Source organism: Alteromonas sp. ABV2_168, from assembly GCF_056161165.1.
In genome coordinates this window covers 260,205-286,694 of the sequence record NZ_JBSWYQ010000002.1, presented here as the reverse complement: position 1 = coordinate 286,694, position 26,490 = coordinate 260,205, and the positions used below count along the sequence as shown (strand labels likewise).

At 49.3% G+C, this 26,490-nt stretch carries 21 protein-coding genes; 11 read left to right on the top strand and 10 right to left on the bottom strand.

Going from position 1 to position 26,490, the window contains the following annotated elements; translation table 11 throughout:
• Positions 1–50: 50 nt before the first annotated feature.
• The gene (locus ACXAH4_RS04155) at positions 51–2,660 is read right to left on the bottom strand and encodes a TonB-dependent receptor plug domain-containing protein (protein ID WP_474880861.1); all 2,610 of its coding nucleotides are present in this window, start codon (positions 2,658–2,660) and stop codon (positions 51–53) included.
• Between the two features lie 335 nt (positions 2,661–2,995).
• Here ACXAH4_RS04155 and ACXAH4_RS04150 point away from each other — a divergent pair, with 335 nt between their 5' ends.
• The 5 genes from ACXAH4_RS04150 (at position 2,996) to ACXAH4_RS04130 (ending at position 9,356) form a co-directional block, all read left to right on the top strand.
• Complete coding sequence (locus tag ACXAH4_RS04150; protein WP_474843874.1) at positions 2,996–3,877, top strand: helix-turn-helix domain-containing protein; 882 nt, start codon at positions 2,996–2,998, stop codon at positions 3,875–3,877.
• Positions 3,878–4,208: 331 nt separating this feature from the next.
• Positions 4,209–5,102 carry an amidohydrolase family protein gene (locus ACXAH4_RS04145; RefSeq protein ID WP_474880859.1) on the top strand — a complete coding sequence of 298 codons (894 nt, stop codon included), beginning with the start codon at positions 4,209–4,211 and terminating at the stop codon, positions 5,100–5,102.
• Between the two features lie 71 nt (positions 5,103–5,173).
• Positions 5,174–6,115: a Gfo/Idh/MocA family oxidoreductase gene (locus ACXAH4_RS04140; protein ID WP_474843870.1), complete on the top strand. Its 942-nt coding sequence runs from the start codon at positions 5,174–5,176 to the stop codon at positions 6,113–6,115.
• A 102-nt stretch (positions 6,116–6,217) separates the two neighbouring features.
• Complete coding sequence (locus ACXAH4_RS04135) at positions 6,218–7,204, top strand: aldo/keto reductase (protein WP_474880857.1); 987 nt, start codon at positions 6,218–6,220, stop codon at positions 7,202–7,204.
• 469 nt (positions 7,205–7,673) lie between these two features.
• Positions 7,674–9,356 (top strand): glycoside hydrolase family 43 protein, encoded by a 1,683-nt coding sequence (locus ACXAH4_RS04130; protein WP_474880856.1) that lies wholly within the window; start codon positions 7,674–7,676, stop codon positions 9,354–9,356.
• Positions 9,357–9,437: 81 nt separating this feature from the next.
• Here ACXAH4_RS04130 and ACXAH4_RS04125 read toward each other — a convergent pair whose 3' ends face one another.
• The 5 genes from ACXAH4_RS04125 to ACXAH4_RS04105 all read right to left on the bottom strand — a co-directional run bounded on the left by ACXAH4_RS04125 (position 9,438) and on the right by ACXAH4_RS04105 (position 16,242).
• On the bottom strand, positions 9,438–10,865 hold the full coding sequence (locus ACXAH4_RS04125) for a sulfatase family protein (RefSeq protein WP_474880854.1): 1,428 nt from the start codon (positions 10,863–10,865) through the stop codon (positions 9,438–9,440).
• An 85-nt stretch (positions 10,866–10,950) separates the two neighbouring features.
• Positions 10,951–13,785 (bottom strand): TonB-dependent receptor, encoded by a 2,835-nt coding sequence (locus tag ACXAH4_RS04120; protein ID WP_474880852.1) that lies wholly within the window; start codon positions 13,783–13,785, stop codon positions 10,951–10,953.
• Positions 13,786–13,948: 163 nt separating this feature from the next.
• The gene (locus ACXAH4_RS04115) at positions 13,949–14,860 is read right to left on the bottom strand and encodes a LysR family transcriptional regulator (RefSeq protein WP_474880850.1); all 912 of its coding nucleotides are present in this window, start codon (positions 14,858–14,860) and stop codon (positions 13,949–13,951) included.
• Positions 14,861–15,002: 142 nt separating this feature from the next.
• On the bottom strand, positions 15,003–15,848 hold the full coding sequence (locus ACXAH4_RS04110) for a class III extradiol dioxygenase family protein (RefSeq protein WP_474880849.1): 846 nt from the start codon (positions 15,846–15,848) through the stop codon (positions 15,003–15,005).
• Positions 15,841–16,242, bottom strand: a complete 402-nt coding sequence (locus ACXAH4_RS04105; protein ID WP_474880848.1) for a protocatechuate 4,5-dioxygenase subunit alpha — start codon at positions 16,240–16,242, stop codon at positions 15,841–15,843. The genes ACXAH4_RS04110 and ACXAH4_RS04105 overlap by 8 nt, the downstream gene beginning before the upstream one ends.
• 105 nt (positions 16,243–16,347) lie before the next feature.
• Here ACXAH4_RS04105 and ACXAH4_RS04100 point away from each other — a divergent pair, with 105 nt between their 5' ends.
• The gene (locus ACXAH4_RS04100) at positions 16,348–17,235 is read left to right on the top strand and encodes a helix-turn-helix domain-containing protein (RefSeq protein ID WP_474880846.1); all 888 of its coding nucleotides are present in this window, start codon (positions 16,348–16,350) and stop codon (positions 17,233–17,235) included.
• A 6-nt stretch (positions 17,236–17,241) separates the two neighbouring features.
• On the opposite strand, the gene ACXAH4_RS04095 is transcribed toward ACXAH4_RS04100, so the two are convergent.
• Entirely contained in the window at positions 17,242–17,670 is a 429-nt protein-coding gene (locus ACXAH4_RS04095; protein ID WP_474880845.1) for an organic hydroperoxide resistance protein, read from the bottom strand.
• Between the two features lie 126 nt (positions 17,671–17,796).
• Between ACXAH4_RS04095 and ACXAH4_RS04090 the strand changes: the two genes are divergently transcribed.
• Entirely contained in the window at positions 17,797–18,228 is a 432-nt protein-coding gene (locus ACXAH4_RS04090) for a MarR family winged helix-turn-helix transcriptional regulator (RefSeq protein ID WP_474880843.1), read from the top strand.
• On the opposite strand, the gene ACXAH4_RS04085 is transcribed toward ACXAH4_RS04090, so the two are convergent.
• Positions 18,225–19,868, bottom strand: a complete 1,644-nt coding sequence (locus ACXAH4_RS04085) for a methyl-accepting chemotaxis protein (RefSeq protein ID WP_474880841.1) — start codon at positions 19,866–19,868, stop codon at positions 18,225–18,227. The genes ACXAH4_RS04090 and ACXAH4_RS04085 overlap by 4 nt on opposite strands.
• Positions 19,869–20,136: 268 nt before the next feature.
• Here ACXAH4_RS04085 and ACXAH4_RS04080 point away from each other — a divergent pair, with 268 nt between their 5' ends.
• Positions 20,137–21,423: an alginate export family protein gene (locus ACXAH4_RS04080; RefSeq protein ID WP_474849139.1), complete on the top strand. Its 1,287-nt coding sequence runs from the start codon at positions 20,137–20,139 to the stop codon at positions 21,421–21,423.
• 30 nt (positions 21,424–21,453) lie between these two features.
• On the opposite strand, the gene dld is transcribed toward ACXAH4_RS04080, so the two are convergent.
• Entirely contained in the window at positions 21,454–23,148 is a 1,695-nt protein-coding gene (dld, locus tag ACXAH4_RS04075; protein WP_474843853.1) for a D-lactate dehydrogenase, read from the bottom strand.
• 147 nt (positions 23,149–23,295) lie between these two features.
• On the opposite strand from dld, the gene ACXAH4_RS04070 reads away from it, so the two are divergent.
• Positions 23,296–23,955 carry a tRNA-uridine aminocarboxypropyltransferase gene (locus ACXAH4_RS04070; RefSeq protein ID WP_474844150.1) on the top strand — a complete coding sequence of 220 codons (660 nt, stop codon included), beginning with the start codon at positions 23,296–23,298 and terminating at the stop codon, positions 23,953–23,955.
• A 69-nt stretch (positions 23,956–24,024) separates the two neighbouring features.
• A complete protein-coding gene (locus tag ACXAH4_RS04065) occupies positions 24,025–25,137 on the top strand; it encodes a hypothetical protein (RefSeq protein ID WP_303573449.1) in 1,113 nt (370 codons plus the stop codon).
• On the opposite strand, the gene ACXAH4_RS04060 is transcribed toward ACXAH4_RS04065, so the two are convergent.
• A complete protein-coding gene (locus tag ACXAH4_RS04060) occupies positions 25,126–26,106 on the bottom strand; it encodes a nucleoside hydrolase (RefSeq protein ID WP_474880840.1) in 981 nt (326 codons plus the stop codon). The two genes, ACXAH4_RS04065 and ACXAH4_RS04060, sit on opposite strands and share 12 nt — an antisense overlap.
• Positions 26,107–26,287: 181 nt before the next feature.
• On the opposite strand from ACXAH4_RS04060, the gene ACXAH4_RS04055 reads away from it, so the two are divergent.
• Positions 26,288–26,488, top strand: a complete 201-nt coding sequence (locus ACXAH4_RS04055) for a DUF1656 domain-containing protein (protein ID WP_119499689.1) — start codon at positions 26,288–26,290, stop codon at positions 26,486–26,488.
• The last annotated feature ends 2 nt before the right edge of the window (positions 26,489–26,490 follow it).

Sequence of the window (26,490 nt, the reverse complement as noted above, 5' to 3'; positions counted from 1 at the left end):
GATAACGAGGGCTGGCACTTTCGTGGCAGCCCTCCGCGTAGGAAGATAAATTAAAAACGGGTTCTGAAGCCAACGGATAAGAAGCGGCCCATGCTCTTATAAGCCACACCCTCATCGATGTTACGGAACGGAGGATCTTCGTCCGTTACGTTATCTATGTTGAACGTCACCTGCGTATCCATGCTGAAGTCGTAGCTGGCGAACAGCGACAAGGTGGTGTAGGAATCGATATGTTCCTCTGCTACATCAGCACTGCCACGGTAGTAAACCGTACCGGAGAAGTACCAGTCGTCACGACGCAAGCCCAGTGTAGCCACACTGTTGAACGCTGAAATGGCTTCGTTGAAATCACCCAGTGCCAGCGTGTCGTTAAAGCCTGCGCCTTTTACGTTCTCTTTGTCACGGTTCATGATGTAGGTACCGCTTAATGAGAAGTCCAGTTCGCCTAAATCGATATCGCCGAACCATTGTACCGAGTAGTCCAGACCATCAACTTCGTACGCGCCCATGTTCGATTTACGCTGGTCGCTCACCACATAAGGTAAGCCGTAAATATCTACCATGGCTTGCAGACTCTCGTAACCCTGGGTAGGGAAGTCGCCGAATTTTGCGATGATTTCTTCCACCGATGACGGGTTCACAATGTAGTAGTCTTCGTTCACTTCTGCATCGTAATAAGCCGGGCCGAAGTAGAAACCAGCGTTTTGATCCAGACGGTCCTCGTATGCAATGCTCCAGTAAGTCAGTGACACCTTCGTGGAGTCGGTGACGTACCAGTCAGTCCCTAACGACATGGTTTCTGCGGTTTCAGGCTTAATACCTTCTGACGCACCGCTTAAAGTAAATGACGGCTTAAAGAAATCAGGGAAGAACGGGCTGTCTGATGAACGCAGCGGGCTGATTGGCAGGAACAATTCATATTGCAGCGGTGCCGCTAAATCAGCCAGTGCCGGTGCGTGGAAAGACGTACCCCATGTACCGCGGACGGTAACGTCTTCGGTAGGGTTCCAGGTCACTGCGATTTTCGGGTTTGAGCTTGAGCCAACATCGTTGTACTTGTCGTAACGGCCGGAGATAGACACGTCCAGATGCTGGATACCCGGCATCATGTTGTCATCACCAACAAGCGGGATGTAGATTTCACCAAATACCGACTTAACGTTACGGTCGATGTCGCGTACTGAAGAGGTAGAAGGGTTACCCACTTCGCCAGCTGTTACAGACTGATAGAAGGACTCTTCACGGTATTCTGAGCCTACTGCTGCCCGCATCATACCGCCGGCAATTTCAAACATGTCGCCGTTGGCAATGACTTTGAATTCCGTTAAATCCTGATCGGTACTTGTGTCGTCAAGCCAGTTATTAATGCCAGCCAGTACAGAGGCACTGGTTTGTGATACATCATAAGGGTTCAGTGCTGTCTCAGTGGTACTGGCAGAAAGTGCTGCCAGCTGAGCATTCGCATTAATGGAGTAGTCATGATAGTAAGACGTACTCTTACCATAGTTAACGGTACCCTTAACTTTCCACGTATCGGTAAGCTGATAAGTCAGGGTGGGCGTAACCTGCCATTGCTCATACATTGACGGGTTTGCACCGGCGCTGCCCCATACATCCGCGTAAGAGAATGAAACCGTGTTAGAGGTCTCATCACCCACAGCGATAAAGTACGGGTTGTCAGAGGTAATCGTTGCGGAAGCACGAATATCTGAAGGATCGTAATCTGTGGCTTCACGGCGTGAATAGTACGCCAGCACATCCAGGCTTAAGCGGCTGGACAGTTCCTGAGTCAGGTTGGCGAACAGTGAATAACGCTCTTCTTCCGGATAATAAGACTGGTCGTCGTAGGTAGAACAGTAGTTCGGTGATGATGCATCTACACCAGGCAAACCATACAAGGTGTCGTCTAAAAGAATGTTGCCGGGCGTACAGGACGTAGAACGGTAATCTGCACCGCCAACATCCGTGAGATCTTCTTTAATGAAGTCCTGATCTTTACCGTACATCGGTGAACGGTCGCCGTAAGAGAATGCAGTGACCAGTGTGCCTTTATCCCAGCTTGTGCCAAAGCCGCCGGAAATATCAATGCGGTCGTAGTCGCCCGCACCCATACCATATTGTACGCTAAGTTCACCGCCTTCCATGTCTTTCTTAGGAATGAAGTTGATGACACCAGCAACAGCGTCAGAACCATAGATAGACGAACCACCGTCGGGAATCACTTCTACGCGCTCAAGCAAACTTGCGGGGATCATCGACGAATCAACCCAGTTCATCGGGCCAACCGGAACAAGGCGATTCCCCCCCAACATGACCAGAGTAGCCATTCCGCTCAAGCCGCCAATACCGCGAATTTGCGGTGGCTCAAAAGGAATTGAGGCTGTGAGGGTATTTTCTGGCACGGCGTTGAAGTCTGCCATTTGTGGAATGCGGCGAAGCAAATCGGTAGCAGAGGTCACACCCTGCTCAATGATTTTTTCCTGATTCAAACCGATGACGTTGGAACCGACGGGATTAACCCCTTCGATCAACGTACCGGTAACGGAAATGACTTCTACGTCTTCCTCGTCTTCTGTTTGTGTGTCCTGAGCAATGGCAGTGGCGCTCATTGAAACGCTTAATCCTGCAATAACAGCAAGAGAAAGTTTGTGTAGTGGCATGGGTGTTTTCATCGTTATAACTCTCAGTATTAACCGACAGGTGTGTAATTTGTTACCAAGATTTAACAATGCGTATACAAAAGTAAAATACTATATTTTTAATAATGTATTAGTTCAGACTATGCATGCCCTGTGAGGTCAGGCTGAATAAGGTTTTCCTGGGGGGCAATTCTCTACGTGATATCGAAAATATAAATATCAGATATGATTATTATGGATTGAAAATGATTGTTTGATAGTTCGGGATGACTTGCAGGATGTAAAAAACCTTGGGTTTTGTAAACAGCTGTTGTACTTTTTAATCATAATTTTCTTTCGTGAAGTACTCTTTCGCCGTGAAACCAGATGAGATCCCCTTCTATGATTTGTATGGTGAGTCGTTCTTAAAGCTCAGTGCTGACTTCGTTCATCTGGAAGATATCCGCGCCCGCAGTGCGGGACTGGGATGGGAGATTTCGCCTCACCGCCACGGCAAATTATTCCAGCTTATTTGTGTGTTTGATGATGAATGGACAGTGCAACGGGATGATGAAAAGCTGACGCTTCAGGGAGACTGGGTAGTGACACTACCACCCGGCGTAGTGCACGGATTTACCTTCGCGCCGGACACCAACGGCTACGTGCTCTCTGTTAATGCCGATGTGGTAAATGCATTGCGCAGTGACAGCGCTATCGCGGACTTTACCGGTGCAGTATGGTCTTCACAAGCTATTGAATTTCAGGACAAGCATCAGTCTGAACGGTTCGTTGCTTATCTGCATATGCTGGCCGGTGAAATGCGCAGTAATGATCCCGGCGCCACAGTGAGCATCCATATGTTGCTTAAACTTTTGTTTGTGCTGGTTGCCAGGCAACAAAATACAGCCCGTAATCTTGCCGGTACATCGGGCCGGGACTCCAGGGTATTGCTGGGTTTCCGCGAGCTCATCGACAAACATTATCAGCAACATTTGAATGTGAATGATTATGCGTCTAAATTGTACATTTCTGTCTCTACCCTTAGCCGCATATGTCAGCAGCATCTCAATACCACCCCGAAAAAGCTGATCCACCAAAGACTGGTAAATGAAGCGAAGCGGCGACTGATTTACACCCGGCAATCGCTGGATGAAATTGCTGATACTTTAGGGTTCAAAGATACCGGTTATTTCTGTCGTTTCTTTAAACAGGCGGAAGGTACTACGGCGGGGGAATTCAGACGCCGGAGTGAGCTGTAAAAGTTCTGCTGCACTGGTATCTGTTTATGACAATTTATTTATGGCTGTAAAATCTGTTTTGAATGCTGATGAAAGGGGCGAAAGCCTTTTAATTCTTATTTAAAAAACTGAATTGTAAATAGTGCTTTTTTACTTGTATTTTTCGTATCGTTATAGAAAAAACTAATGTCTGTCGTCGCATTTCTTAACAGCATCTGTTAATTCGCGGTAGCATACTGTTAGCCCTGAAACGGCTTGTAGTTATTACGCCGCAACTGAATCGTTTCTGACAGCGAAATCCGGTGCCTGAATTATTTTGCGCTCCTTTCACTGTCAGCAGGAGAATGAATTAATGAGTGGTTTTACTGTTGATGCCGACTGGCTGCACTGGTGCGAGTCACCGTCGAGGCCGAAGTTTGTCGTACCGGAAGGTGCTGTTGACGCCCATTGCCATGTGTTTGGTCCCGGTAATGAATTCCCCTTCGCGCCGGAGCGCAAGTACACGCCATGCGACGCGTCTAAAGATCAGTTGTGGGCATTACGTGATTATCTGGGTTTCAGCCGCAACGTTATTGTTCAGGCTACCTGCCACGGCGCTGACAACCGTGCACTGGTTGACGCACTAAACCATTCTGATGGTCTTGCCCGCGGCGTTGCTACCGTAAAAGCGGATATTACTGATGAAGAGCTTCAGGTTCTGCATGCCGCTGGTGTACGGGGCGTTCGCTTTAACTTTGTGAAGCGGTTAGTAGACGCGCTGCCCTTCGACTCGTTGGGCACTATCGCTGAGAAAATTAAGCCTCTTGGCTGGCATATCGTGATTTATTTTGAATCTCAGGAACTGCCTGAGCTGTATGATTTCTTCACCAGCCTGCCTACCACTGTTGTGGTTGATCACATGGGCCGGCCTGACGTAACAAAACCGGTAGACGGACCTGAGTTTGCTCTGTTTCTGAAACTGCTGGAAGAGAATAAGAATTTCTGGTCAAAAGTAAGTTGTCCTGAGCGCTTGTCCATTGTAGGGCCGGAAGGCGGCTACGAAGACGTAGTGCCGTTCGCCCGTGAAGTGGTTACCCGTTTTGAAGACCGCGTACTGTGGGGAACAGACTGGCCGCATCCGAACATGAAAACACATATGCCGGATGACGGGCACCTGGTGGATATGATCCCTAAAATCGCCCCCACAGAAGCGTTACAGCGTAAATTATTAATTGATAACCCCATGCGCCTTTACTGGGCGGATTAATCATCGCCGCCGGTGCCTTCAGGAATGATGCTGGTCCGGCTGGCTGAACAGAAATGAGTTGGGAGAATAAAATGAAAGTAATCGTAGTGGGTCCCGGTGCGTTCGGGATCAAACACCTTGATGGCCTGAAAAATATCGATGACGCTGAAGTTGTTGGTCTGGTTGGCCGAAATTTAGAAAAGACACAAGCCGTGGCAAACGAATACGGTATTCCGAATGTGTATACGTCTCTGGACGATGCACTGGAATCCGATGCTGATGCCGTTATCCTCTGTACCCCTACACAACAGCATGCTGCGCAATCAATTCAATGTATGAAAGCCGGCAAACACGTACAGGTCGAAATTCCGCTGGCAGACAGCTGGGAAGATTCAGAAGCGGTTGTGAAAACCCAACAGGAAACCGGCAAAGTGTGCATGGTGGGTCATACCCGCCGCTTTAATCCTTCGCATCAGTATGTACATAATAAAATCACAGCCGGTGAACTGAATATTCAGCAGATGGATGTACAAACGTATTTCTTCCGTCGTAAAAATATTAATGCCAAAGGCGAGCCCCGTTCCTGGACCGATCACCTGCTGTGGCACCATGCTGCCCACACTGTGGATTTATTCGAATATCAGGCGGGTTCTCCTATCGTTAAAGCGAATGCGATTCAGGGACCAATCCATCCCGAGCTGGGCATCGCACTGGATATGTCAATTCAGCTGCAGGCTGAAAACGGTGCAATTTGTACACTGTCACTGTCGTTCAACAACGATGGCCCGCTGGGTACATTCTTCCGTTATATCTGCGATAACGGCACTTACATTGCCCGTTACGATGACCTGGTGGATGGCCGCGAAAATGCCATTGATGTGTCCAAAGTCGATGTGTCGATGAATGGTATCGAGCTTCAGGACCGCGAGTTCCTGTCTGCCATCAAAGAAGGCCGCGATCCGAACAGTAGTGTTCACAAAGTCATTAACTGTTATAAAGTACTTCATGATCTGGAGCAGCAACTTAACAGCTGATGCTGCTTGTCTTCCGTATCGTGTATCGACAGCGTCAGGCAACTACAGCCAGCGTATCCGGCATGATGCGGAAGCGGTATAAAAGTTAACGGGAGAGAGAGAATGAAACAAAGAAAGCTGGCTGGTCGTCTGGTATCCGAAATCGGCCTTGGATGCATGAACCTCAACCACGCTTACGGCGCTTCAGTCTCTCAGCAGGAGGCCAGCAAGTTGCTGGCTTCTGCTTTTGAACAAGGCGTTACCCACTTCGATACTGCCGCGCTTTACGGTTTTGGCAGTAACGAAAAGCTGGTGGGTGAAGCCATTAAAGGTTTTCGTAAAGACATCTTTCTGGCCAGCAAATGCGGCATGACAGGCGTTGACGGCAAACGTGTCATCGACGGGCGTCCGGATACTCTGGTAAAAACCCTGGATACCGCTCTGCAAAGTCTGCAGACCGACCACATCGACCTGTACTACCTGCACAGAATCGACAAAGACGTGCCGGTGGAAGAAAGTGTGGGTACGCTAGGTGATATGGTGAAAGCCGGTAAAATCGGTGCCATCGGTTTGTCTGAGGTGTCAGCAGATTCTTTGCAGAAAGCCCACAATGAATTCCCTATTGCTGCGCTGCAAACAGAATATTCTCTGTGGACACGCAACGCAGAAATTGCCGTACTGGAAACCTGTCAGAAACTGGGTATCGATTTTGTGGCTTTCAGCCCGCTGGCCCGTGGTTATCTGGCTGGTGGTATCGACAACCCGGAAGCACTGGCAAATGGTGATATCCGTAAAGGCATGCCACGTTTTCAGGGTGACAACTGGACAGCGAATCAAAAGCTTTACGCTGAGTTTGCAGCCCTTGCTGAAGCAAACGGTGTCACGCCGGCTCAACTGGCTATTGCCTGGGTTCTGGCACAAGGCGAGCATATTCACGCTTTGCCCGGTACGAAGTCAGAAGCGCACTTAACGGAAGATTTAAAGGCCAGCGCAGTGTCTCTGGATAAGCAGGTATTTGCACAGGCTGATGACATCATCAACCGTCAAACCGTGCAGGGTGCCCGCTATGGCGCAGGTGCACAGGCAGATATTGATACAGAAGATTTCTGAGTATTTCCGGTTAATATATCTCTGAACGTTTCCCAACCTGATAGTAGTTGAAGGCAACCGGGCCGCCCGGGGCTTAAGTGCATTGTTGTGCTGCTCATGTAGTATTTATTCCCGGCTTGCACCACGGAAACGTCAGGTAAATCCATGTTAACTACAGGATTGTGAGCAGCCAGTGTAACGGACGAAAATACACACATCAGATAAGAAAAAAATATCTGTAACAATTACCCGTACTCACCCGTCTTTCCCTTAATATCAATTTGCCAGGTAAGCCTCATAGTCCGGGAGAAAAAGAGCAATTGCGAGAGTAATACTAATAAACGTAACTGCAATGTAACTAAAAAGTAACGTTTATTTCTTTATGTTAGCAAAAACGCAATCGGGTTTAAGATTTTTCATAACTCCTCAGGATTGAAGCCGCTTTTACTATCACATGTAATGCAAATTAAACTTCAACCCGGGCTATTTCATGAAAAGCAAAACATTCATCTGTTCTATTATTGCCGGTCTTGTATTGGCGGGATGTAATTCACAGTCAGTCACATCCGGTACTGCAATAAATCCTGACCACACTTCAGGTAAAGTAACTTTTAACTGGTTTGAGTACTCAACTCCGGGGGGCCCCGGAGAAGCGCCGGAGGGGAAATTTTTGAATCCGGTATTACCAGGTTTTTATCCTGACCCTTCTGTCACCAAAAGGGGGGATGATTATTATCTGACAACATCTTCTTTCAGTTACACGCCCGGCTTACCGGTGTTACATAGTAAGAACCTTACAGACTGGACCCTTATCGGCTATGCCCTCGATCGCAAGTCGCAGATGGAGTTTGCAGGTGCGTCGGTCTCCAGGGGAATATTTGCACCCACCATTCGCTACCATAACGGTTTATTTTATATCATCACTACGTCAGTCGATAATGGAGGAAACTTTATTATTACAGCTGAAAACCCGGAAGGGCCATGGTCTGAACCAATTTGGTTGCCTGAAGTCGGGGGAATTGATCCGGATATCTTCTTCGATGAAGACGGGCGGGTTTACATCACCCATAATGACGCGCCTCCCGGAGAACCTCTTTATCAGGGGCATCGTGCAATCTGGATGTGGGAATATGACCCTCAGTCTCAAAAAGTATTAGCTGAAAGCCGGCAGTTACTTGTGAATGGTGGTGTAGATATATCTAAGAAGCCCATATGGATTGAAGGTCCGCATATTTATAAAATCGGTGACTGGTACTATTTGTCATGTGCTGAAGGCGGTACAGGTCCGCAACACTCGCAGGTCGTATTTCGCTCCCGTTCATTGGATGCCCCCTTTGTACCCTATGAAAATAACCCGATTCTGACACAGAGGGATTTAACCTATCCCCGTGCCAACCCTGTGGATACTGCCGGGCACGCAGACTTTATCCAAACCGGAGAGGGCGAATGGTGGGCGGTGTTTCTTGGCACGCGGCCGTACGATTTCGACTTATACAACACGGGCCGGGATACCTTTTTGTTGCCTGTGGAGTGGCAAAACGAATGGCCTCTTATCCTGCCACCTGAAACGCCTGTACCGGTTACGGTAAATCGTCCGGCTGGTACCCGGGCTGCACAGGGGACCGATTTTTATTCATGGAAAGACAGCTTCGATGACAAGAAGCTTAGTTTTCGTTGGCAAGGTTTGCGCGAGTTCGACCGCGACTGGTTGAGTACCGGAAATGGTGAGCTGAATATCACACCATTGCCGGGCTTACTCTCAAGTAAGGAAAAAGTAAGCTATATAGGAACCCATCAGGCTGCGGCAGATTTTGCTGCGACCACTGAAGTGACGATACCCGCTGATTCAACGGCTACCGCAGGTCTCGCTGCTTTTCAGAGTGCGGACTACCACTATTTCTTCGGCTTGCATGGGAAAAATGGTAAATATTCTGCCTTCATTGAGCAAGTAGCCGACGGCAAAGTGAATGTTATTTCAGAGCGACAGCTTACTACCTCTGCGGGTGAGCCGGTAACCCTGAAAGTTGAGGGCAAGGGAAGCAAGATCGCTTTTTCTTACAAAGACAACGGAAAGTGGATCTCTGCAGGCGATACTCTTGATGCAACTCTGTTAAGCACACAAAAGGCCGGGGGGTTCGTAGGCACCACTATTGGCTTGCATGCACGTCAGTAGCAAAAGGCACCGCAGACAGCGAATTTTGTAATAAGCAAACCGGATGTTGAAATCCGGTTTGCATCGCCTGGCTGTGAAATCTCATTTACCGGCGAAAGTTTGTGACTGTGTCTCTTCAGCAAACCGCGCCAGTTGTTTTGTCAGCCGGTCAACGACATCAGGATGAGAGTCTGCCACATTGAAGCGCTCTGACGGGTCATCTTCAAGGTTATACAGTTCAGGCTTAACACGGGTAGTACCGGCACTGGCCATCTCACCGCTGAATTCATCAAAAGGAGACAGACGCAGTTTCCATTTTTTATCTCTGACGGCTTCTGCCACATCACCACGGAAATAATAGAAGTAATTGTCTTTGCTATGCGGAGTATTACCTTTCAGAAAATCTGACAGATCCGCGCCGTCCAGTGTGAGATCTTCAGGCAAAGTTGCGCCGCTTAATGTGGCGAATGTCGGGAATAAATCCAGCGCTGAAATCAATTCTGAATTGACCGAGCCGTTAATTTTACTGTCAGGCCAGTGAATGATGGCAGGGACACGGGAACCGCCTTCATAGGTGGTGCCTTTTGAACCTTTTAACGTGCCGGCGCTGCCCACATGCCAGCGTTCCACACCGCCCTGAACCATTCTGTCGGGCAGGTTTTGCCACGGGCCGTTATCACTGAAAAATACAATAATGGTGTTGTCCGCAATACCTTTTTCTTCCAGTGCATTCATAACTTCACCAACGCTCCAGTCAATCGTTGATACGGCATCGCCATATAATCCGCCTGCGGATTTTCCTTTTTGAAAATCCGGTGCTGCCACCGGTAAATGGGGCATGGACCAGGCCATATATAAAAAGAAAGGTTTGTCGTCAGAAAATGCGCCGATATTAGCAACAGCTTCTTCGGTGTAAGATGTGGTGAGTACAGCCTGGTCTTTGATCACGCCCACAGGCTTATCGTTACGGAACATTTGCAGCGGAGACATGCTTTCTCTGCCCATCAATTCTGCTGTTACCCACGGATCAGTCATATCATTGCTGTAAAGCAAACCGAAATACTGATCGAAGCCATGGTTCACCGGTAAAAATCCGGCTTTATCGCCCAGGTGCCATTTTCCTACCATGGCAGTTTGATACCCCTGAGATTTAAGCATTTCAGCCATCGTAAATTCAGACTGGGGCAGGCCGCGATCTGAATCAGGCATCAATACCTGCTGCATACCGGAGCGGATGGCATATCTTCCTGTCATAAGTGCCGCACGGGAGGGTGTACATACTGCCTGACCAGCGTAGAACGAGGTGAGTTTGATCCCTTCTGTGGCCATTGCATCTAAATTGGGAGTCACAATATTGGGATGCCCGTAGGTGCTTAGATCTCCGTAGCCCATATCGTCAGCCATCATTACGATGATATTGGGTTGCTCCGGTTGCGGGGCTGACATAGCGCTGTTGAGCCCTGCCAGCGAAAATGCGGTGATAAGTGAAACGCGGGCAGAAGCTGCCAGCAATGTAGATACATAGCTCACTGGTAAATTCCTTAAACTAGGGGAGAAAAAAAGGCCCGGCCATAATATCGGGGTGTTGAGGGATTGGCCGGGCACTCACTGGAAATCAGAAAGTGGCGCGGAATCCCGCAAACAGCCGGCGACCATTGTCTACAACCTGATAGGGCAGGCCGTCGGTAAACTTAATTTCTACCGCTTCATCAAGCAGGTTCACGCCTTCCACGACAACGGTGAAATTCTCCGATACGTTATAATTCACCGACGCATCTAACGTGCCGTATGCTTGAGTAACCGCGCCTCTGCCACCGAACGCTACAAGCTGAGACAGAAATTTGTCGCGCCAGGTATAGGAGATACGCGCGCCGAAGGTATCATCCTCGTAAAATCCGCCCACGTTGAAGTTGTGCTTTGAGCCGGCGGTAATGGCTTCCGGGTCGCTGTTATCAATAAAGGTATAGTTGGCGTTAACACCGGTATTGGACAGCAAGCCCGGCAGTGAAACGAAACTATGCTGACCGGCCAGCTCTGCACCACGAATTTTGGCACCTTCGCCATTGGACGGACTGCGGTCGATAAACTGGGCTGTAAAAATCTCCCCGGTCAATGCATTGGTTACAGGCAGGTTTATTACCGTAGAGCCGGAGCGGATAAGAGACACCAGTTCTTTGTAAAACAGCGTTGCAGATACCATATCTGTGTCACCGTAGTAGTACTCCAGAGCCACATCAATGTTATTCGATTTAAACGGATCCAGTGTCGGGTTACCGCCTGTAATACTGTTGGCTTCCACGTTCGCTACCGTTACCGGCGAAATGTCTGTAAAGCGCGGACGGGCAATGGTTCTGCTGGCACCAAATCTCGCGATTAATTCATCTGTGAGGTTATAGCGAAGGTTAAGACTCGGCAGCCATTCACTGTAGCTGTTGGATTCCTCGATTAACCCCAGCGGTGCCACTGTGGTTAACCCGCCGTTAGGATTGAAGGTAATCTGATTTAAGTCAGCGCCGGCACCACGGGACAATTGCTCTGTGCGGGTGTAACGAACGCCAAAGTTACCCGACAGATTGCCATCGCCACTTTCAAACTCTATTTCGGCATAGGCATTGGTCGCTTCTTCGGATACATCCTCCGACAGGGTGGGATCAATACCGTAATTACCGGCAGCAATAAGCTCTTCCCGGGAAAAGCTGTTCAGCATTCTGCGGGTATCAATGGCCAGCCGCTCCTGAATAAGGCCCGGATAGTTTTCAAGATACGCGCCGTTCAGTGGTGATACCGGTTGCAGCAGGAAAGCGGCAGAAGAGGTACCGGTGATCCCCAGTTGTTCAAAGAGCTCCACCGGAGGCTGGTCGCCAAACAGTGATTCAATTTGTGCTACATTCATTGTCAGTCTGGCACTTTGACCCACTTTATTGCGGTCAGCGTAATGAAAGCCTGTTTTGAATTTCGTGATATTGCCGAAATCCAGATAGCGCTCAGCGTCGAGTTTTATATCCAGTAAATCTTCCGATGATGCCTGATTGTAGGCACCGTTAACACCAACGAGGCGATAGTTCTGCGGGTCCAGCACACGGTCTTCAGAACCGTTCATATAAGTGGTTGAGGTAACCGCATCGCCCTGTTCAGATTGCAGCGTTAAATCCACCAGCGTACTGTTCACAATATTCAGGTTGTCTGCCAGCTGTGAAGAGCGGGAGCGGTTTACCTGACCGTTAACCGTCCAGTTATCAGTAAGATATTTACCCAGCAACGTCATCGACCAGGTATCACCTTCCCGCTGTTCTATCCGGTTTCCGGCACGGGTATCCACATTATCGGCGCGGAACATCGTTGCTACTGCACGTCCGTCAATATCCCGGATTTCAGACTCGTCAGGATAGTACGGCCCTAATGAGTTGTAGGGGAAGGCGAGGAATTCTGCCCGTGCGCTGTCGACTTCATATTTTGTGTAAAAGCCGTCAGCCGTCAGCTCAAGGTTATCCGATGCCGCCCACTGGGCTGACAAAATTGCACTGGTGCGGGTGCGCTTTTCGTCGTACATGGTGTGAAAGGTAATGTAGGGAATGGCTACACTGCCATCATCCAGTACGCCATTACCGTTGAAGTCCTGTCCGCTACATAAGTCCCGTGAGGCCACGGAGCCGTCGCAGATCTCCGGATTGGCAATCCCGTCTTCAGTAAACGCGCCAAACTGTTGAGAACCGCTGGTGAAACCTTCAGCTTCAGAAAAGCTGGTATAACCGAAATTTAGAAAATCCTGGGTGCCGGAATTCCGCTCCATGTAAGACACACCCAGTGTCAGACCAAAATCACCGTCGCCATAAACATCGCTGTAGAAAGCAGTAACACGGGGACCAATATCTTCGGCGTTAGACTCCTTGCTGCCCTGCACTGACAGCGCAAGCTGGCGCTCAGTAAAGTCGAAGGGGCGGGGAGTGCGGATCACCACCGAGCCGGCCAGGCCACCCTCCTCAAGAGACGCGGTGGGCGTTTTGTGTACTTCCAGGGTTCTGACAAATTCACTGGGTAAAGAAGTAAAGTCAAAGCTGCGGCTGGTATCTGAACCGGTATCCGTTAACGCATTTGGTAACGCCACATTGTTCATGCGTACAAGCACGAAGTCGGAAGGCAGGCCCCGTATATTTATCGAGGAGCCTTCACCGCGGGAGCGGTTAATTTGGACACCTGTAATACGTTGAAGGGATTCCGCAACGTTAATGTCAGGGAACTTACCTACATCTTCGGCAGAAATCGCATCAACAACGGTGGAGGATTCTTTTTTAATTCCCATGGCCTCAGTGAGGCTCTGGCGGATCCCGGTAACCGCGATGACTTCCATATCATCAGTTGGCGTGTCCTGAGCAAAACCGGGGTTGCAAAAGGTGGAGGCAATGGCGATTGCTAATGTGCTTTTCAGGCATCTGTTTTTTGTGTGTGTCATCGTGCTCTCAGTAATCAAAAGTCGTTGTCCGGAAAGAAACTACAAACAGACAGGATCTGTTTACTCTTCTTTGTTAACTGGAGGTTAACTTGAAGTTAATGTTGCACGCGTATTGTGATAACTACAATTGATATTAAATTATCAACCTATAACTTATGGGAAATTACGGCTGATTATATCGGGTTCTCAGCGCTTCCAGCAGATAATTCACCGGTTCGAAATCTGTCAGGCTGGTGCGGCACACCATGCCGGACGAGAAAGTTTGATTCAGTGAAATTGCCTCTACAGGAATTAAATCGTACTGTGCAAAGGTTTCTGACACCGCATCCACAGACATAATAATGTGGTCGGTTTGCTGGCCGATACGGGCAAGGCCAAGTAAAGATTCAATCCCGTAGGTGAAGCCGGAAAAAGGAATGCCTTTGCGTTGCAGATTCTCTTTCATGGAAATGTTTATTGCACCTTCCCAGATCCCGAATGCAGACCAGGGATAATCGCAAAGGGACGCTGCGCGTTCGTTCGCGGGCAGCGCATGGATAGGATGTGAGCGGCGGGCGAACAGCATGCTTTCGAAATCTAACAGCGGAATAGCACTGAGTCCGTGAGCCAGCTCACCGGCGGGGATAAAGCCGAAATACATGTCAGAATCACCATTGAGTACTTTGGGAATGGCAACGTCTGCTGATTCAAGCTTAATGCCGATGTTCAAGCCAGGAAACTGGTGATACAGCGAAGGCAGTACATCCGGCAAAATCTCAGACAGCCACACGGGGCCGGCGCTGCCTGTGAGAGGTTTGTAATAGTTCTGCTTAATTTTCTCAATTTCACGGGTGGTTATCTCCGCTTCCTTAAGGATGATATTGGCTTTGGTCCTGAGAATATCTGCGAAGGGAGTGGGGTTTAAACGGCCACCGGTTCTGTCGAATAACTTCACATCCAGCAGCATTTCAAACTGACTCAAACTCTTCGACAGCGCAGGCTGGGACACATTCAGTACCTCCGATGCCGCCCGCAACGAGCCTTTGTCATAAATTGCTACAAACTGGGCAAGATGCCGGGACAACAAGAAGCGCATAGTACACCTGCATTAATATGAGTACGCTTATGTTGCCTCTGGTTGCAGGTAAAAGCCAGCGCGTCTGTTAAGGGCTGAGCATAAAAAACCGGAGGCCTGATGCCTCCGGTTAATTAACTAAAGCAAAACATGCCTGAAGTGATTATTCAGGATGGTTGTCCAGCACCATCACGCCCGCGCCGGTATTGGAAATCGGGGCATGGTAGTGCTTGTGCACCACTTCCACGTCGTGGCGTAATGCGCCGCGCATTACCATCCACATGATGGTTTCAATACCTTCAGAGCCTGAGCGGCGCATGATTTCAGTGTTCGAGAGGTCTGCAAACCACTCAGGATCAGTGGCGATTTTATCCATACACTCTAAATCGAATTCCACATCAATGATGCCTGCGCGCTCACCCTGTAGCTGGTGAGACATACCGCCGGTACCCAGAATCACCACGCTGAGATCGTCCGGGAAGCTGGCGATAGCTTTGCCTAAAGCCTGGCCCAGTTTGTAGCAACGGCGGGCAGTCGGTACAGGATGCTGAACGGTATTTACCGCCAGAGGAATGGCCTGAGCCGGCCAGATTTCATGGTCGCCGTAAAGCGCGCGGATAGGGTTTACAAAGCCGTGATCGACTTTCATTTCCTGACAGGTACAAATGTCGAATTCCTGCTCTACCAGTGATTCCGCCAGATGCCATGAGAAAGGTGCGTTACCCGTGAAAGGTGCGACAGGCTTCAGGCCCCAGCCCTCGTCGGCATTGAAGTACTGATCAGCACAGCCCAGCGCGAACGTGGGTACTTTGTCGAGGAAGAAATTCAGGCCGTGATCGTTATAAACCACAATCACGATGTCGGGCTTCTTCTCTTCCAGCCACGCCTTGGCCGGACCGTAGCCGTCAAAGAAGCGTTTCCAGTAAGGCTCCTGCGTTAAATTATTGGATATTGCAGCGCCCACTGCCGGAATATGTGAGCTGGTGATACCGCCTAAAAGCTTAGCCATTCCAGTAGTCTCCTTTTGCCTTAATCAGTTCATCGAGCTTTTCGGCCCGTTTTTGTAAATTCGCGATAAATTCTTCAGTCGTAATGCCCTGAAACGCCGCGCCGGCATCCTGTACTGATGTGCCACGGGGAATCGCCATTTTGGCCATGAAGTAAATGTTTGCACCCATACGCAGCATGCCGAGAAAATCCTGATTCACTACGGCATCTTTATATTTGTCTTTCACACCCATTTTGTCGCAGTAAGCGGCCGGGCCCTGATCAAACTCAAGGCGGTTGGCTTCTTCATTAAAAGAAAACAGTAACTTGTTTAACGCATAGGCCGGGTTGGCTGCGCGTCCGTCGAACACATAAGTGCCCGGAATATCGTCATAATCTTTGGGTTGCCAGCTCATTGTGAAACCTCTGTTAACATTGTTTATTGTATTTTATATAGATTGAATGCATAGTTAATGCATAAAAAAGGTGCTTAATTGTCAATTTTGTAGAAAGTGAAAATTATGTTGAATTCTTTGGACGCGGTGGATTTCTATGGTGATAACGAACAGGTGGAACACAGACACATTCTGTACTGTGAGCCGCTGACCACACGCAGTGAACGCCACGACTGGATGATTCAGCCTCACCGTCACAGGGATTTGCACCAGATTTTTTTCGTCGTCAAAGGGGGCGGGCAAGTTCAGCTGGATGAGCAGCAATTAGCTGTATCCGCGCCGGTATTATTGTCTATTCCTGAAGGCCACATGCACGGTTTTCAGTGGGAACCCGGGTCTGAAGGATTTGTACTGTCAATTGTGTCTGCGGCGATTTCTGAAATCTCACCGGGAGCCTATCAGGCTGCGTTTCAGGAAGGCGCTATTTTGCAGGATATTCCGGCGCAAACCTGCGAAGATTTGCAGCTTATTTGCAAACAACTGAAGCGGGAGGCCGACGGCCACGGGCAATTTGAAGAACAAATGACCATCGCACTTTTAAGGCAGATGGTTGTGCATATTGCCAGGTGTACATCGCAACATGAAGATGTGCCCGGTCAGTATTCCAAGGCGGAAAGAAAGTTTCTGCAGTTTAAAGCGCTGATCGCCCAGTTCGGCACAACGCATCACCAGGTGGGATGGTATGCAGGAAAAATCGGCGTATCAGCGGCGCACTTAAATCAGCTTTGCCAGCAACATGCGTCCGTGAATGCATTGTCGATGATCCACCGGCATCTGCTGGTGGAAGCCAAGCGGCATCTGATGTTCGCCGATTTCAGCATTACCTCAATCGCCTACCGCATTGGCTTTAAAGATCCGGCGCACTTTACCAAATTTTTTACCAAAAAGGCCGGGTTGTCACCGCTGAAATTCAGACAGGAAACCCGTGATAAAGCGTCGCCGGAAACAGCGTAAGCCGTATTATACTACCGTGATGTCCACTTCAATGTTGCCACGGGTAGCATTGGAGTACGGGCACACCTGGTGTGCTTTGTCTGCGATGGATTGCGCAGTAGCTTTATCGAGCTCTCCCAGGTCAACAATCAGCTTCACAGCAATAGCAAAGCCGCCCTCAATCGGGCCAATGCCTACTTCGCCTTTTATTGAAATGTCTTTGCCCAGTTTCACTTTCTCTGCTGCGGCTACATGCTTCAGTGCGCCGATGTAGCAGGCAGCATAACCGGCTGCGAACATTTGCTCTGGATTTGTCCCTTCACCACCAGCGCCGCCAAGCTCCTTCGGGGTAGTCAGTGTGACAGACAGGTTGCCGTCATCAGAGGTTGCTTTACCTTCGCGGCCGCCGGTTACCGTGGCTTTACCTGTATAAATCACGTTATCTAATTTGTGCATAAAGATCTCCTCAGTGTTGTCGTAATACAATCAAATACTTTGTATGCAAAATAAATTAGCAGAGATCAGGTTTGCAGATCAAGTGTTTTGCATGCAAAATATTTGTATCTTATTCCGGAGGCCGCTATGTCTGAAGCGCTGAAGTTAGAAAACCAGCTTTGTCACCGCTTTTATACTTTGTCGAATGCATTTACCCGTGCGTACCGGCCGCTCTTAGCTGCGCTGGATATCACCTATCCTCAATACGTGGTGATGATGGCTTTGTGGGAACAGGACGATGTGACGATTGCCGGCCTGCTGAACAAAACTCTGATAGACGGCGGTGCCATGTCGTTAATTCTGAAAAAGCTGGAACATAAGGGCTTGCTCACGATGAAGCAGGATGGAAGAGATAAGCGGGTAAAGAAAGTCTTGCTGACAGAAGCGGGCTGGACGGCGAAGACCACAGCAGAAGCCGTACCTGCACAGATGTTATGTAAATTTCAGGGTATGACCGCTGACGAAGCCCGCCAGCTGGTCACACTCATTGATAAGTTACAGGGCTGTTTTCAGTCCTAAACTTTAAAGCGGTTCACGTTACCGTCGATATTGCGGGATACATCACTGACCCGCTGACTGGCGGCACCGGCCTGTTCAACGGTTGCGATAACCTGCTGACTCAGCGTGTTCAGCGCTGATACGGTTTCATTCAGGTTCATCACTACCTGGCTTTGCTCTTCCGTGGCAGTAGCAATCTGATAGATACGATCGTTGGCACCGGTGACCGACGACGATACTTTATTCAGTTTTTCATTCAGCGACGCTGAAATCTCTACCACTTCCGCCATCTGTGACGAGCCGGACTCAATAGCCGATACAGCCTCAGACACCCCTTTGTTAAGATTCAGCAGCATCTCATTAATGTCTGTGGTGGCCTGTTGGGAACGGTTAGCCAGCGAGCGGACTTCATCAGCAACCACGGCGAAACCGCGACCCTGTTCACCGGCTCGGGCCGCTTCAATTGCCGCGTTCAGTGCCAGCAAGTTGGTTTGTTCAGAAATGCCGCTGATCACATCCAGCAGGGAAGAAATTTGTTGTGTTTCTTTTTCCAGCTTCTGAATCACAGAGCTGGCATGAGTGATCGCCTGCGAGGTTTTGGATACCGTTGCTGCGGAGGTAGAAACGGCTGCCTGGCTATCTGCTGCATCTTCATTGGCAGTGCGGGTATCGCTCAGCGCATCCTGGGTATTGTCGGCAACTTCCTTCAGTGCATAGCTGAGTTCGTTAATTGCAGTAGCAATCTGATCAAGGTTGTCACGTTGCTCATGGGAAATATGTCTGACATCGTCTGACGATGAGCGCATAGAGGTTTCCGCGTCTTTCAGCGACACAGCGTCAGCTTTAATCAGCTTGATGAGCCGCTGAAGGTTGTCCATTAACGCATTAAATGCCAGTGCCACGCCGGTGATTTCATCGCGGCCATCTGAACTTAAACGCTGAGTCAGATCGCCTTCGCCTTTACTGATTGAATCAAGCACATCGCGCAACATATTAATGCGGCGGGTAATAAGGCGTGGACCGATAATAATACTTACTGCACAGGCAACAACAGCCAGCACCACGGCTATGATCAGATACACGGTTTGCTGGTTACTGGCTGCAAGACTGTCACGGGTGATTTTGTCCGACTGATTTTTCACTGCTTCGCCAATCCGGTCATAGTTGCCCCGCAAGGCTTCAAACAGTGGCATCCCTTGCTGATGATAAATAGCGGCTGCTTCCCCCACGTTGTTCTGGCGGATTAGTGCCATGACCTGTTGATTCAACTGAACCCAGCTATCAAAATCCTGACGGAACTGCTTTGCCTGATTAACCACGTCAGGATAATCCTTCGTGAGTGAAAGCACTTTGGCCATACGGTCGTTAGCCTGCTGAGCATTCTCTTCGTAATCTTCTATCAGGCTTGCTGTGCCACTGATCCCCAGTTCTTCAGCGAGCATCAAGTCCAGCAGCGCAGAGTGCGCCTGATACAAATCGCGGTCTGCGTTCAGTGCCGTACTGATTGATTCTGTGAATGTGGCCGACAGGGTTTCAGTGTTGTGCGCCAGTGAGCGGCTGTTAGATATGCTTATGAAACTGACTACCAGAATAAGCAGAGCAACAAAGCTGAGTGGCACTGCCAGCTTTTGACGAACGGTCATATTTTCGAAGTTGAGCATAACGCCTTCTTTATGTGGTGATTGGCAATGTACAGTTGACAAAGTGTTTTTTCTGATCTCAATTATAAGGTATAGCACCAAACTGTATTAGCATTTCACATTATACTTTATGGTAATCATAAAAATTGTAGTCATACTTTGTATGATTTCAAATACCTAATCTCTCCAAAAGGTGTAGGGCATCTCAGTTTCTCACCATCTATACTTCTCGCATCATAGTTCAGGTTCTAACATCTGACCCGGTTTAGATTGCAAAAGGATTAATACTTTGGCCATACGTAAATTTATTCGTCCGGCGCTTATCGCAGCGTTGGGTACTTTACTTGCTCCTCAGGCTCTTGCTCAGGATGTTGAATTTGATTTCAGCGGTTCCTGGAGAATGCGCTATGAAACGTTGAAAAACCCGATTTTTCCGGCCACAGAAGCCCAGCGTACTCAATCCAACGACCGTATTTCTTCACGGGTATTATTAAAAGGTGAGGCCAATTACGGTAACTGGAATGCCACCGTGGAAATTCAGGATTCACGGGCATTTTTAGATGACAACGATCCGACGCTGAAATCGTCTCAGGTTAACACCCTTGAACCGCTGCAGTACTTTATCCGCTACAAAGATTTCAACGAGTATGTAAAAGCCATCACCGTTGGCCGTATGGCCGTCGACCATGGCAGTCGCCGTTTGATGGCGAAAGGTGTGTATCGTAATGCCATCAATGCCTTCGACGGTGTGATGGTTGATACCGTCGTCAAAGACTGGGATATCCGCGGATTCTATTTTCTGCCCGTAAGCCGCTTTCCTACTCAATCCCAACTGGTAGAAGATAATAAGCGTGCATTTGATAAGAGCTTCAGTGAGCGTAAGTACTTTGGTCTGTATGCCGTGTCTCCGGATGAGAAATGGAAGATTCAGAATGTCTGGTTCAAAGAAAGTGACTCTGAAGAATTGGCGACGAAGAACCGCGACCTATACACCTTGTCTGTGGATTACTCAGAAAGCTTTGCCGGTGACTGGAAAAGCAACATTGAAGTGATCGGTCAAACGGGTACGGCAAGAGCGTCTTCATCAGCCAGCGACATTACCGATCTGGATGTGAATGCATGGATGGTGCACGCCCATTTAGGTCAGCAAGTCACAAAGAGCACCTTTTTACGGGCGGAAATTGACTTTGCTACCGGCGACAATGACAGCGCGGACGATGAGATTAACGCCTTTGATGGCCTCTATGGCGTGCGACGTTTTGACTTCGGCCCAACGGATGTGTATCAGGGCTTTCAGCGCAGCAACATTATTGCGCCGGGGTTACGCAGCGTAACCAAAATCGGTGGTGTGCATAACATCATGGTGGGTTATAAAGCCCTGTGGTATCACAAAGTAGAGCAGGGCGAAGAGGACTTCATGGGTAACCAGTTAGAAGTCAGATGGCGTTATCAGGTCATGCCGGAACTGCGTCTTGAGTTTGGCGGTGCCTACTTGATGAAAGGTGATGCCCTTGAGCAGGGTGATTACCCTGATGACTCACAGTTTGCCTACACCGCATTTCTGTATAAGTTCTGAAGCTCCGAAACATAAGTTAACTGTGCATGTTTAACAACATGCACAGTTGCGTTTCGTTTTCTCCATCTGACCGATGCCGGGATTGAACGTATTGGTCGGATCCAGTGAGCGGTAGAAGGCTTTCAGGGTATCTTCTGCATCATATAGATGGCCCACGTTGTGTTCTGCCGGGTATTTGGCTCCGCGGTTATCGAGCAGGGCCAGCATCTCTGCTTTTACCTGCTTTGCCTCAGTACCTTTTTTAAGAATGTAGTCCTGATGGAATACATGACAGAAAAAGTGTCCGTAATAGAGTTTCTTCTCAATTTTTGCGTCAAGCTCTGGCGGTAAGGTTTCTACCCAGTCCATGTCGTTGCGGCGCAGCGCAATATCCAGCGCGAGGATGTCGCCCACCTCTTTTTCGTGCAGTAACTGATAGCGCAGTGCAGCGCCTGCTGCGGCAAACCGGTGCAGGAATGCGGCAGACGCTTCGTCTTGTGAACAGACCATAAAGTTACCGCCATGTTCAGCGGCAAAAAATGATGTCAGAAAAGCTTCTGCTTCTTCAATGCCCTCATCACTCATCTTCAGAATGAGGTGATGCTCATACTGGTTCCGGTACTGCATCAGACTGTCGGGCAGATGATTGGGAAACAGCCTGGCGGCAGATTGCATAATGCGGTCTGAAAGAAACGAAGGCAGCCAGGACTGCTTGTTCAGCAGCGCATCAATGCGGCCCTTTGCTGCAAACATTTTAGGCAGCCTGCCGGTACCCACGTGCTTAACAGCCAGAAAGGTGTCTTTTCCGTAGTCTTTAGCGACATCGAAAATATCACGGTGCATGTACTCTGCGACTTCCGGTAAGTGGGTAAACTCTGCCAGCATCTGCCGGCGCAACTTCGCCAGAAGCGCGGGGTAATTCACGCCAATATAAAAGGTTTGCTCTCTTTCGGGTTTGGCAAAGGTATCGAGCCTTACTGCAAATACCGCGAGCTTGCCGGCGCAACCACTGGCTTCAAAGAGTTTGCCCGGGTCCGCGTTGTAGCGGGCGGGGGTTGAGGCATCCACATCCCGAATGATGTCTGCGTAATCCTGCGCGCTGGCAAACTTACTGTTATCCGTACTGTTCTTATCGAATGTGCCGTTTTCCAGGTTTGTCAGGATCTCTTCCGGCTCTGACCCCAGTTCAATACCGAGGTGATTAACCAGTTGCAACCTGCCATGTTCATTAACCTGCGCATACAAGGCATATTGGGTGTAGGCAGGGCCGCGTTTAATCAGCGCGCCGCCGGAGTTGTTTGCTACACCGCCCACAATGGATGCGCCCAGACAGGATGAACCGATAACGGAATGGGGACTGCGCGAAAGAGGTTTTAACTGATCTTCAAGCTTATGCAGCGTGGCGCCCGGGAAACTGATGACCTGTTTGCCATCCTCAAGCATGATGAGATCATCCATGGCCAGAGTATTTATCACCACGATTTCCCTGTCGTAATCATCGCCGGACGGGGTAGAGCCTTCCGTCAGTCCGGTTTTCGCGGCCTGCATAATAATGATGCAGTTGTTGTTTACGCACACTTCCAGCACGCGCCAGAGTGCAACCAGAGTTTGCGGAAATACCACGGCCAGAGCTTTACCTTGCCCTGAACGCCAGCCGGAACGATAGTGTTCGGTAGCGGCAGGATCTGTAGCGATATGTTCGGGGCTCAGCACAGCTTGCAGTTGCGCAACAACCGGGTGCGACATGAAATAACTCCTTTTGAAAAGCAGGCCTGGAAACCTGGTTGAATATATCGCATTTTTACCATGATGGCTTATCGTATCCGGCGCGCTGGTCGGGTAAACTGCGCGCCTTACCTCTTAACAGTGATTTTGGTTTTGCATAATTCAGTTTTGGCACTGCGTATTCAGGAACTGGCTAAATCAACGCGGCCTTTTGTCACGCGGGGTAGTCGCGTAATACGCTGCGAGGGTTGTCTGCTGCCGGCGGTGCACTGTATTTGCGATGCTGTACCGGAACCTGTGGCTGAAAGCGCCTTTCTGTTTCTGATGTATAAAGGCGAATGCTACAAACCGTCGAATACAGGCCGTTTAATCGCTGATGTGGCTAAGTACAATTATGCCTTTACCTGGTCGCGGACAGAACCTCAGCCAGCGTTGCTGGCGCTGTTAAATGACGAACGCTACATGCCGGTTATTATCTTTCCTCATGAGAATGCAGCACCCGAAAGGCGGTTGTATGACGTGCCTGTGCAGGAAGGTAAAACCCCTTTGTTTATCATGCTCGACGGCACGTGGCGTGAAGCCGGCCGCATGTTCCGTAAAAGTGCGTACTTGCAGTCTTTTCCTGTACTGGGCATTCAGCCTGAAGCGCTGTCAGATTATGCCCTCCGCGAAGCCTCTCACGATTTTCAGCTATGCACGGCAGAAGTAGGCATTGAAGTCCTGAAATTGGCGGGTGAACCACTGGCTGCGGCCAGCCTGAATACGTATTTCAGTCATTTCCGGAAAAATTACATCATGGGTAAACCCCATATGAGTAACCGTACGTAGCAAACAAGGATTCGCCACACCGCATTTTTGTGGCAGACTGAAGTTAATGTCGCTGCATGGAAGAAGTTAATGACGCTATATCGCCCGTTGTTCAAGCATATTCGTAATCATTCTGCGCTTTTCAGCGAAATGTCGCAGTATCGTGATCAGGCCGTTCAGGCCCTTGGATTAACCCATTACGCGTTTCACAAAACGCCTAAATTTGTCACAGAAGATGGTCGCAGGCTTACCATTGAGCCGGAACGTAGCATCGTATTGCCCAATGTACATCATCTCAAAGGGGTGAAAACCAAACTGGCAGAGCAGGTGGCCGGGCTCAGCATGGTGACTCACAGTGAAATCGGCTACCGCTATCCTACCGCTGCACTGGCAGGCCTGGATGCGCCCTTTATTAAACGGATGCGCTCTGAGTATTTTCACCGGGTGGATGAGGATCGCAGTATTTGCCGGCCGGTTAACTTGTCTTATGGCATTAAAAGCCGGGGTAAAGGCGATAACCGCCAGGAATATGAAGTCTGGATGCCCGATGAAGCACCGGAACAAAGTCCGTTACCTTTATTAATTGACCGCTACGGCGAAGACTTACCCGATGATGTGCGGGACTTTGTTGAACAACCTTCCCGCGTACATGGCTGGATGGGAGTAAAACGGGCGGCTTTTGAAGCCCTCTACCAAAATAAGGCGGTGTGCGGCGATTTAGTGATTTGCGTGGCGCTCAGTGTCGACGCTTACAATATCGGCGCCCGGCCTGATTTGTCTTATTCACCGGAAGCGGAAAGCTCCATCGCGGTCAGCAATGCTGAACTGGAATGGGAAATTGAGGGATACTACGCGCCACGGGACTGGAAATTTGATCACGATACAGTGTGGAATGCCATCAACCATACCCTTGAGGCCGTAAATGCGCCGCTGAACGATTTGTACGGTCAGGATGCCATCCCCGTAAATGAAAGTAAGACAGAGCGGATTTTATCCACCTTACAATCCTTAGGTGTAACCACAGAAGAAATTGAGAGCATCAATTTACAGCCCTGGGAGTTCATGCTGACAGAAAGTGAGTCGCGGGTAAAAAATCACGATCCCAGCAGAACGGTAAATCTGCTCGGACGCCTGAACCGTTTGTTCTATCAACCCGACAGACAGCTGCCGTCACTGAACTGGATGCATGATTTAATCAGCTGAAGTCAGCATCCGTTCTACGAACCACTGCTTAAATGCGTCACGGTTGGCCCATTCTAAGGCGACGTTAACCTGCGGGCCACTGTCTGCCGGTACAGTAAATCCGTCTGGGGTGACAGATAAATGCATGGGCTCAGCGGGTAGCCAGCTGTGGTCGGGAAGGGCAAGGTACACAGCAACGGCGTCGTACATTACCGAACTGCGGGTTGCCAGATAATCAGCATTTTCCCAGGTAACGAGGCCCGCCCAGATGGGGTAGTTCTCAAAAATGACCTCAAGCTGTTTATCGGTGCTGTTTTTCAGTTGCTGATATTGTTCACCGTCGAAAATCATATCGCCACAGGTATCAAGAGGCGTAATGGTGAAACTGTGTAAGGGCGCGTGAAGTACTTTCCGGAAGGCCGGCACATTGTTTTGTACGTTGTACTCGGCAGAAGGCTCATCACCGTATCCTTCATAAATGCTGCCATGCATGCCCACAATACGCATTTTCGCAGCCAGTTCCGGCGCACGTTCCAGCACGGCAGCAATATTATGCATAGGGCCGGCAACGATAATGGTAACGGGATCTGAAGACTGCTTAAGCAACTGAATAATAGCACCGGCGCCGTCTTCGATAATGTCACCCTGGTAATCAGACAGTGCGAAGTCAGCTACCCAGGGCTTGTGAAATTCTGCTTTGCCTTCAAAACGCTCACCCAATCCAACAGGAATATCTGTTCTCCCTGCTTTTGTCAGAAATTTCGCGGCCACCTGCGCCCGGTACCGGGTATCTTCCGATGCCGTGGTTACCAGCTTTAAATCTAATTCCGGACTTTTTAAAATAAGCGACAGCGCTACCATGTCATCGATATCGCTGCCGATGTCGGTGTCAAAAATAACCGGAACAGGCTCTGCGGCGCGGGTCATATTGCTCAGCGCTGCGGTCAGAATGAAAAGTACGGTCAACAAGCGTTTCAACACATAAAACATCAAAGGCTCCTTAATGGCAGAGGGGCGAAGCAAAGGCACTCTGATGATATTACAATACGGGCCATATCACCGTAGAAATTAATCCGCTGCAAACCACCGGATAATCACGATAGGCGAATGATCTTTTCTGCTCTACAATTAATAATCAGATTAAGGACATAGCAAATATTCCGGAGTAACAGTGCTTAGCGAACTTTCCCTTGGCGGCATGCTTTTCAGCCCGATGGTGGTGATGATTCCGCTAGCCTTTCTGTTGTCGTTATTAACCCGTTACGGGTTATATGCCACCGGTTTATATCAAAAATTGTGGAAACCACCCTGGTTCGAGGTCGCGCTGTTTATTTGCTACCTCGCGGCGACGGTGAAGATGTTGGCGGGTTGAAC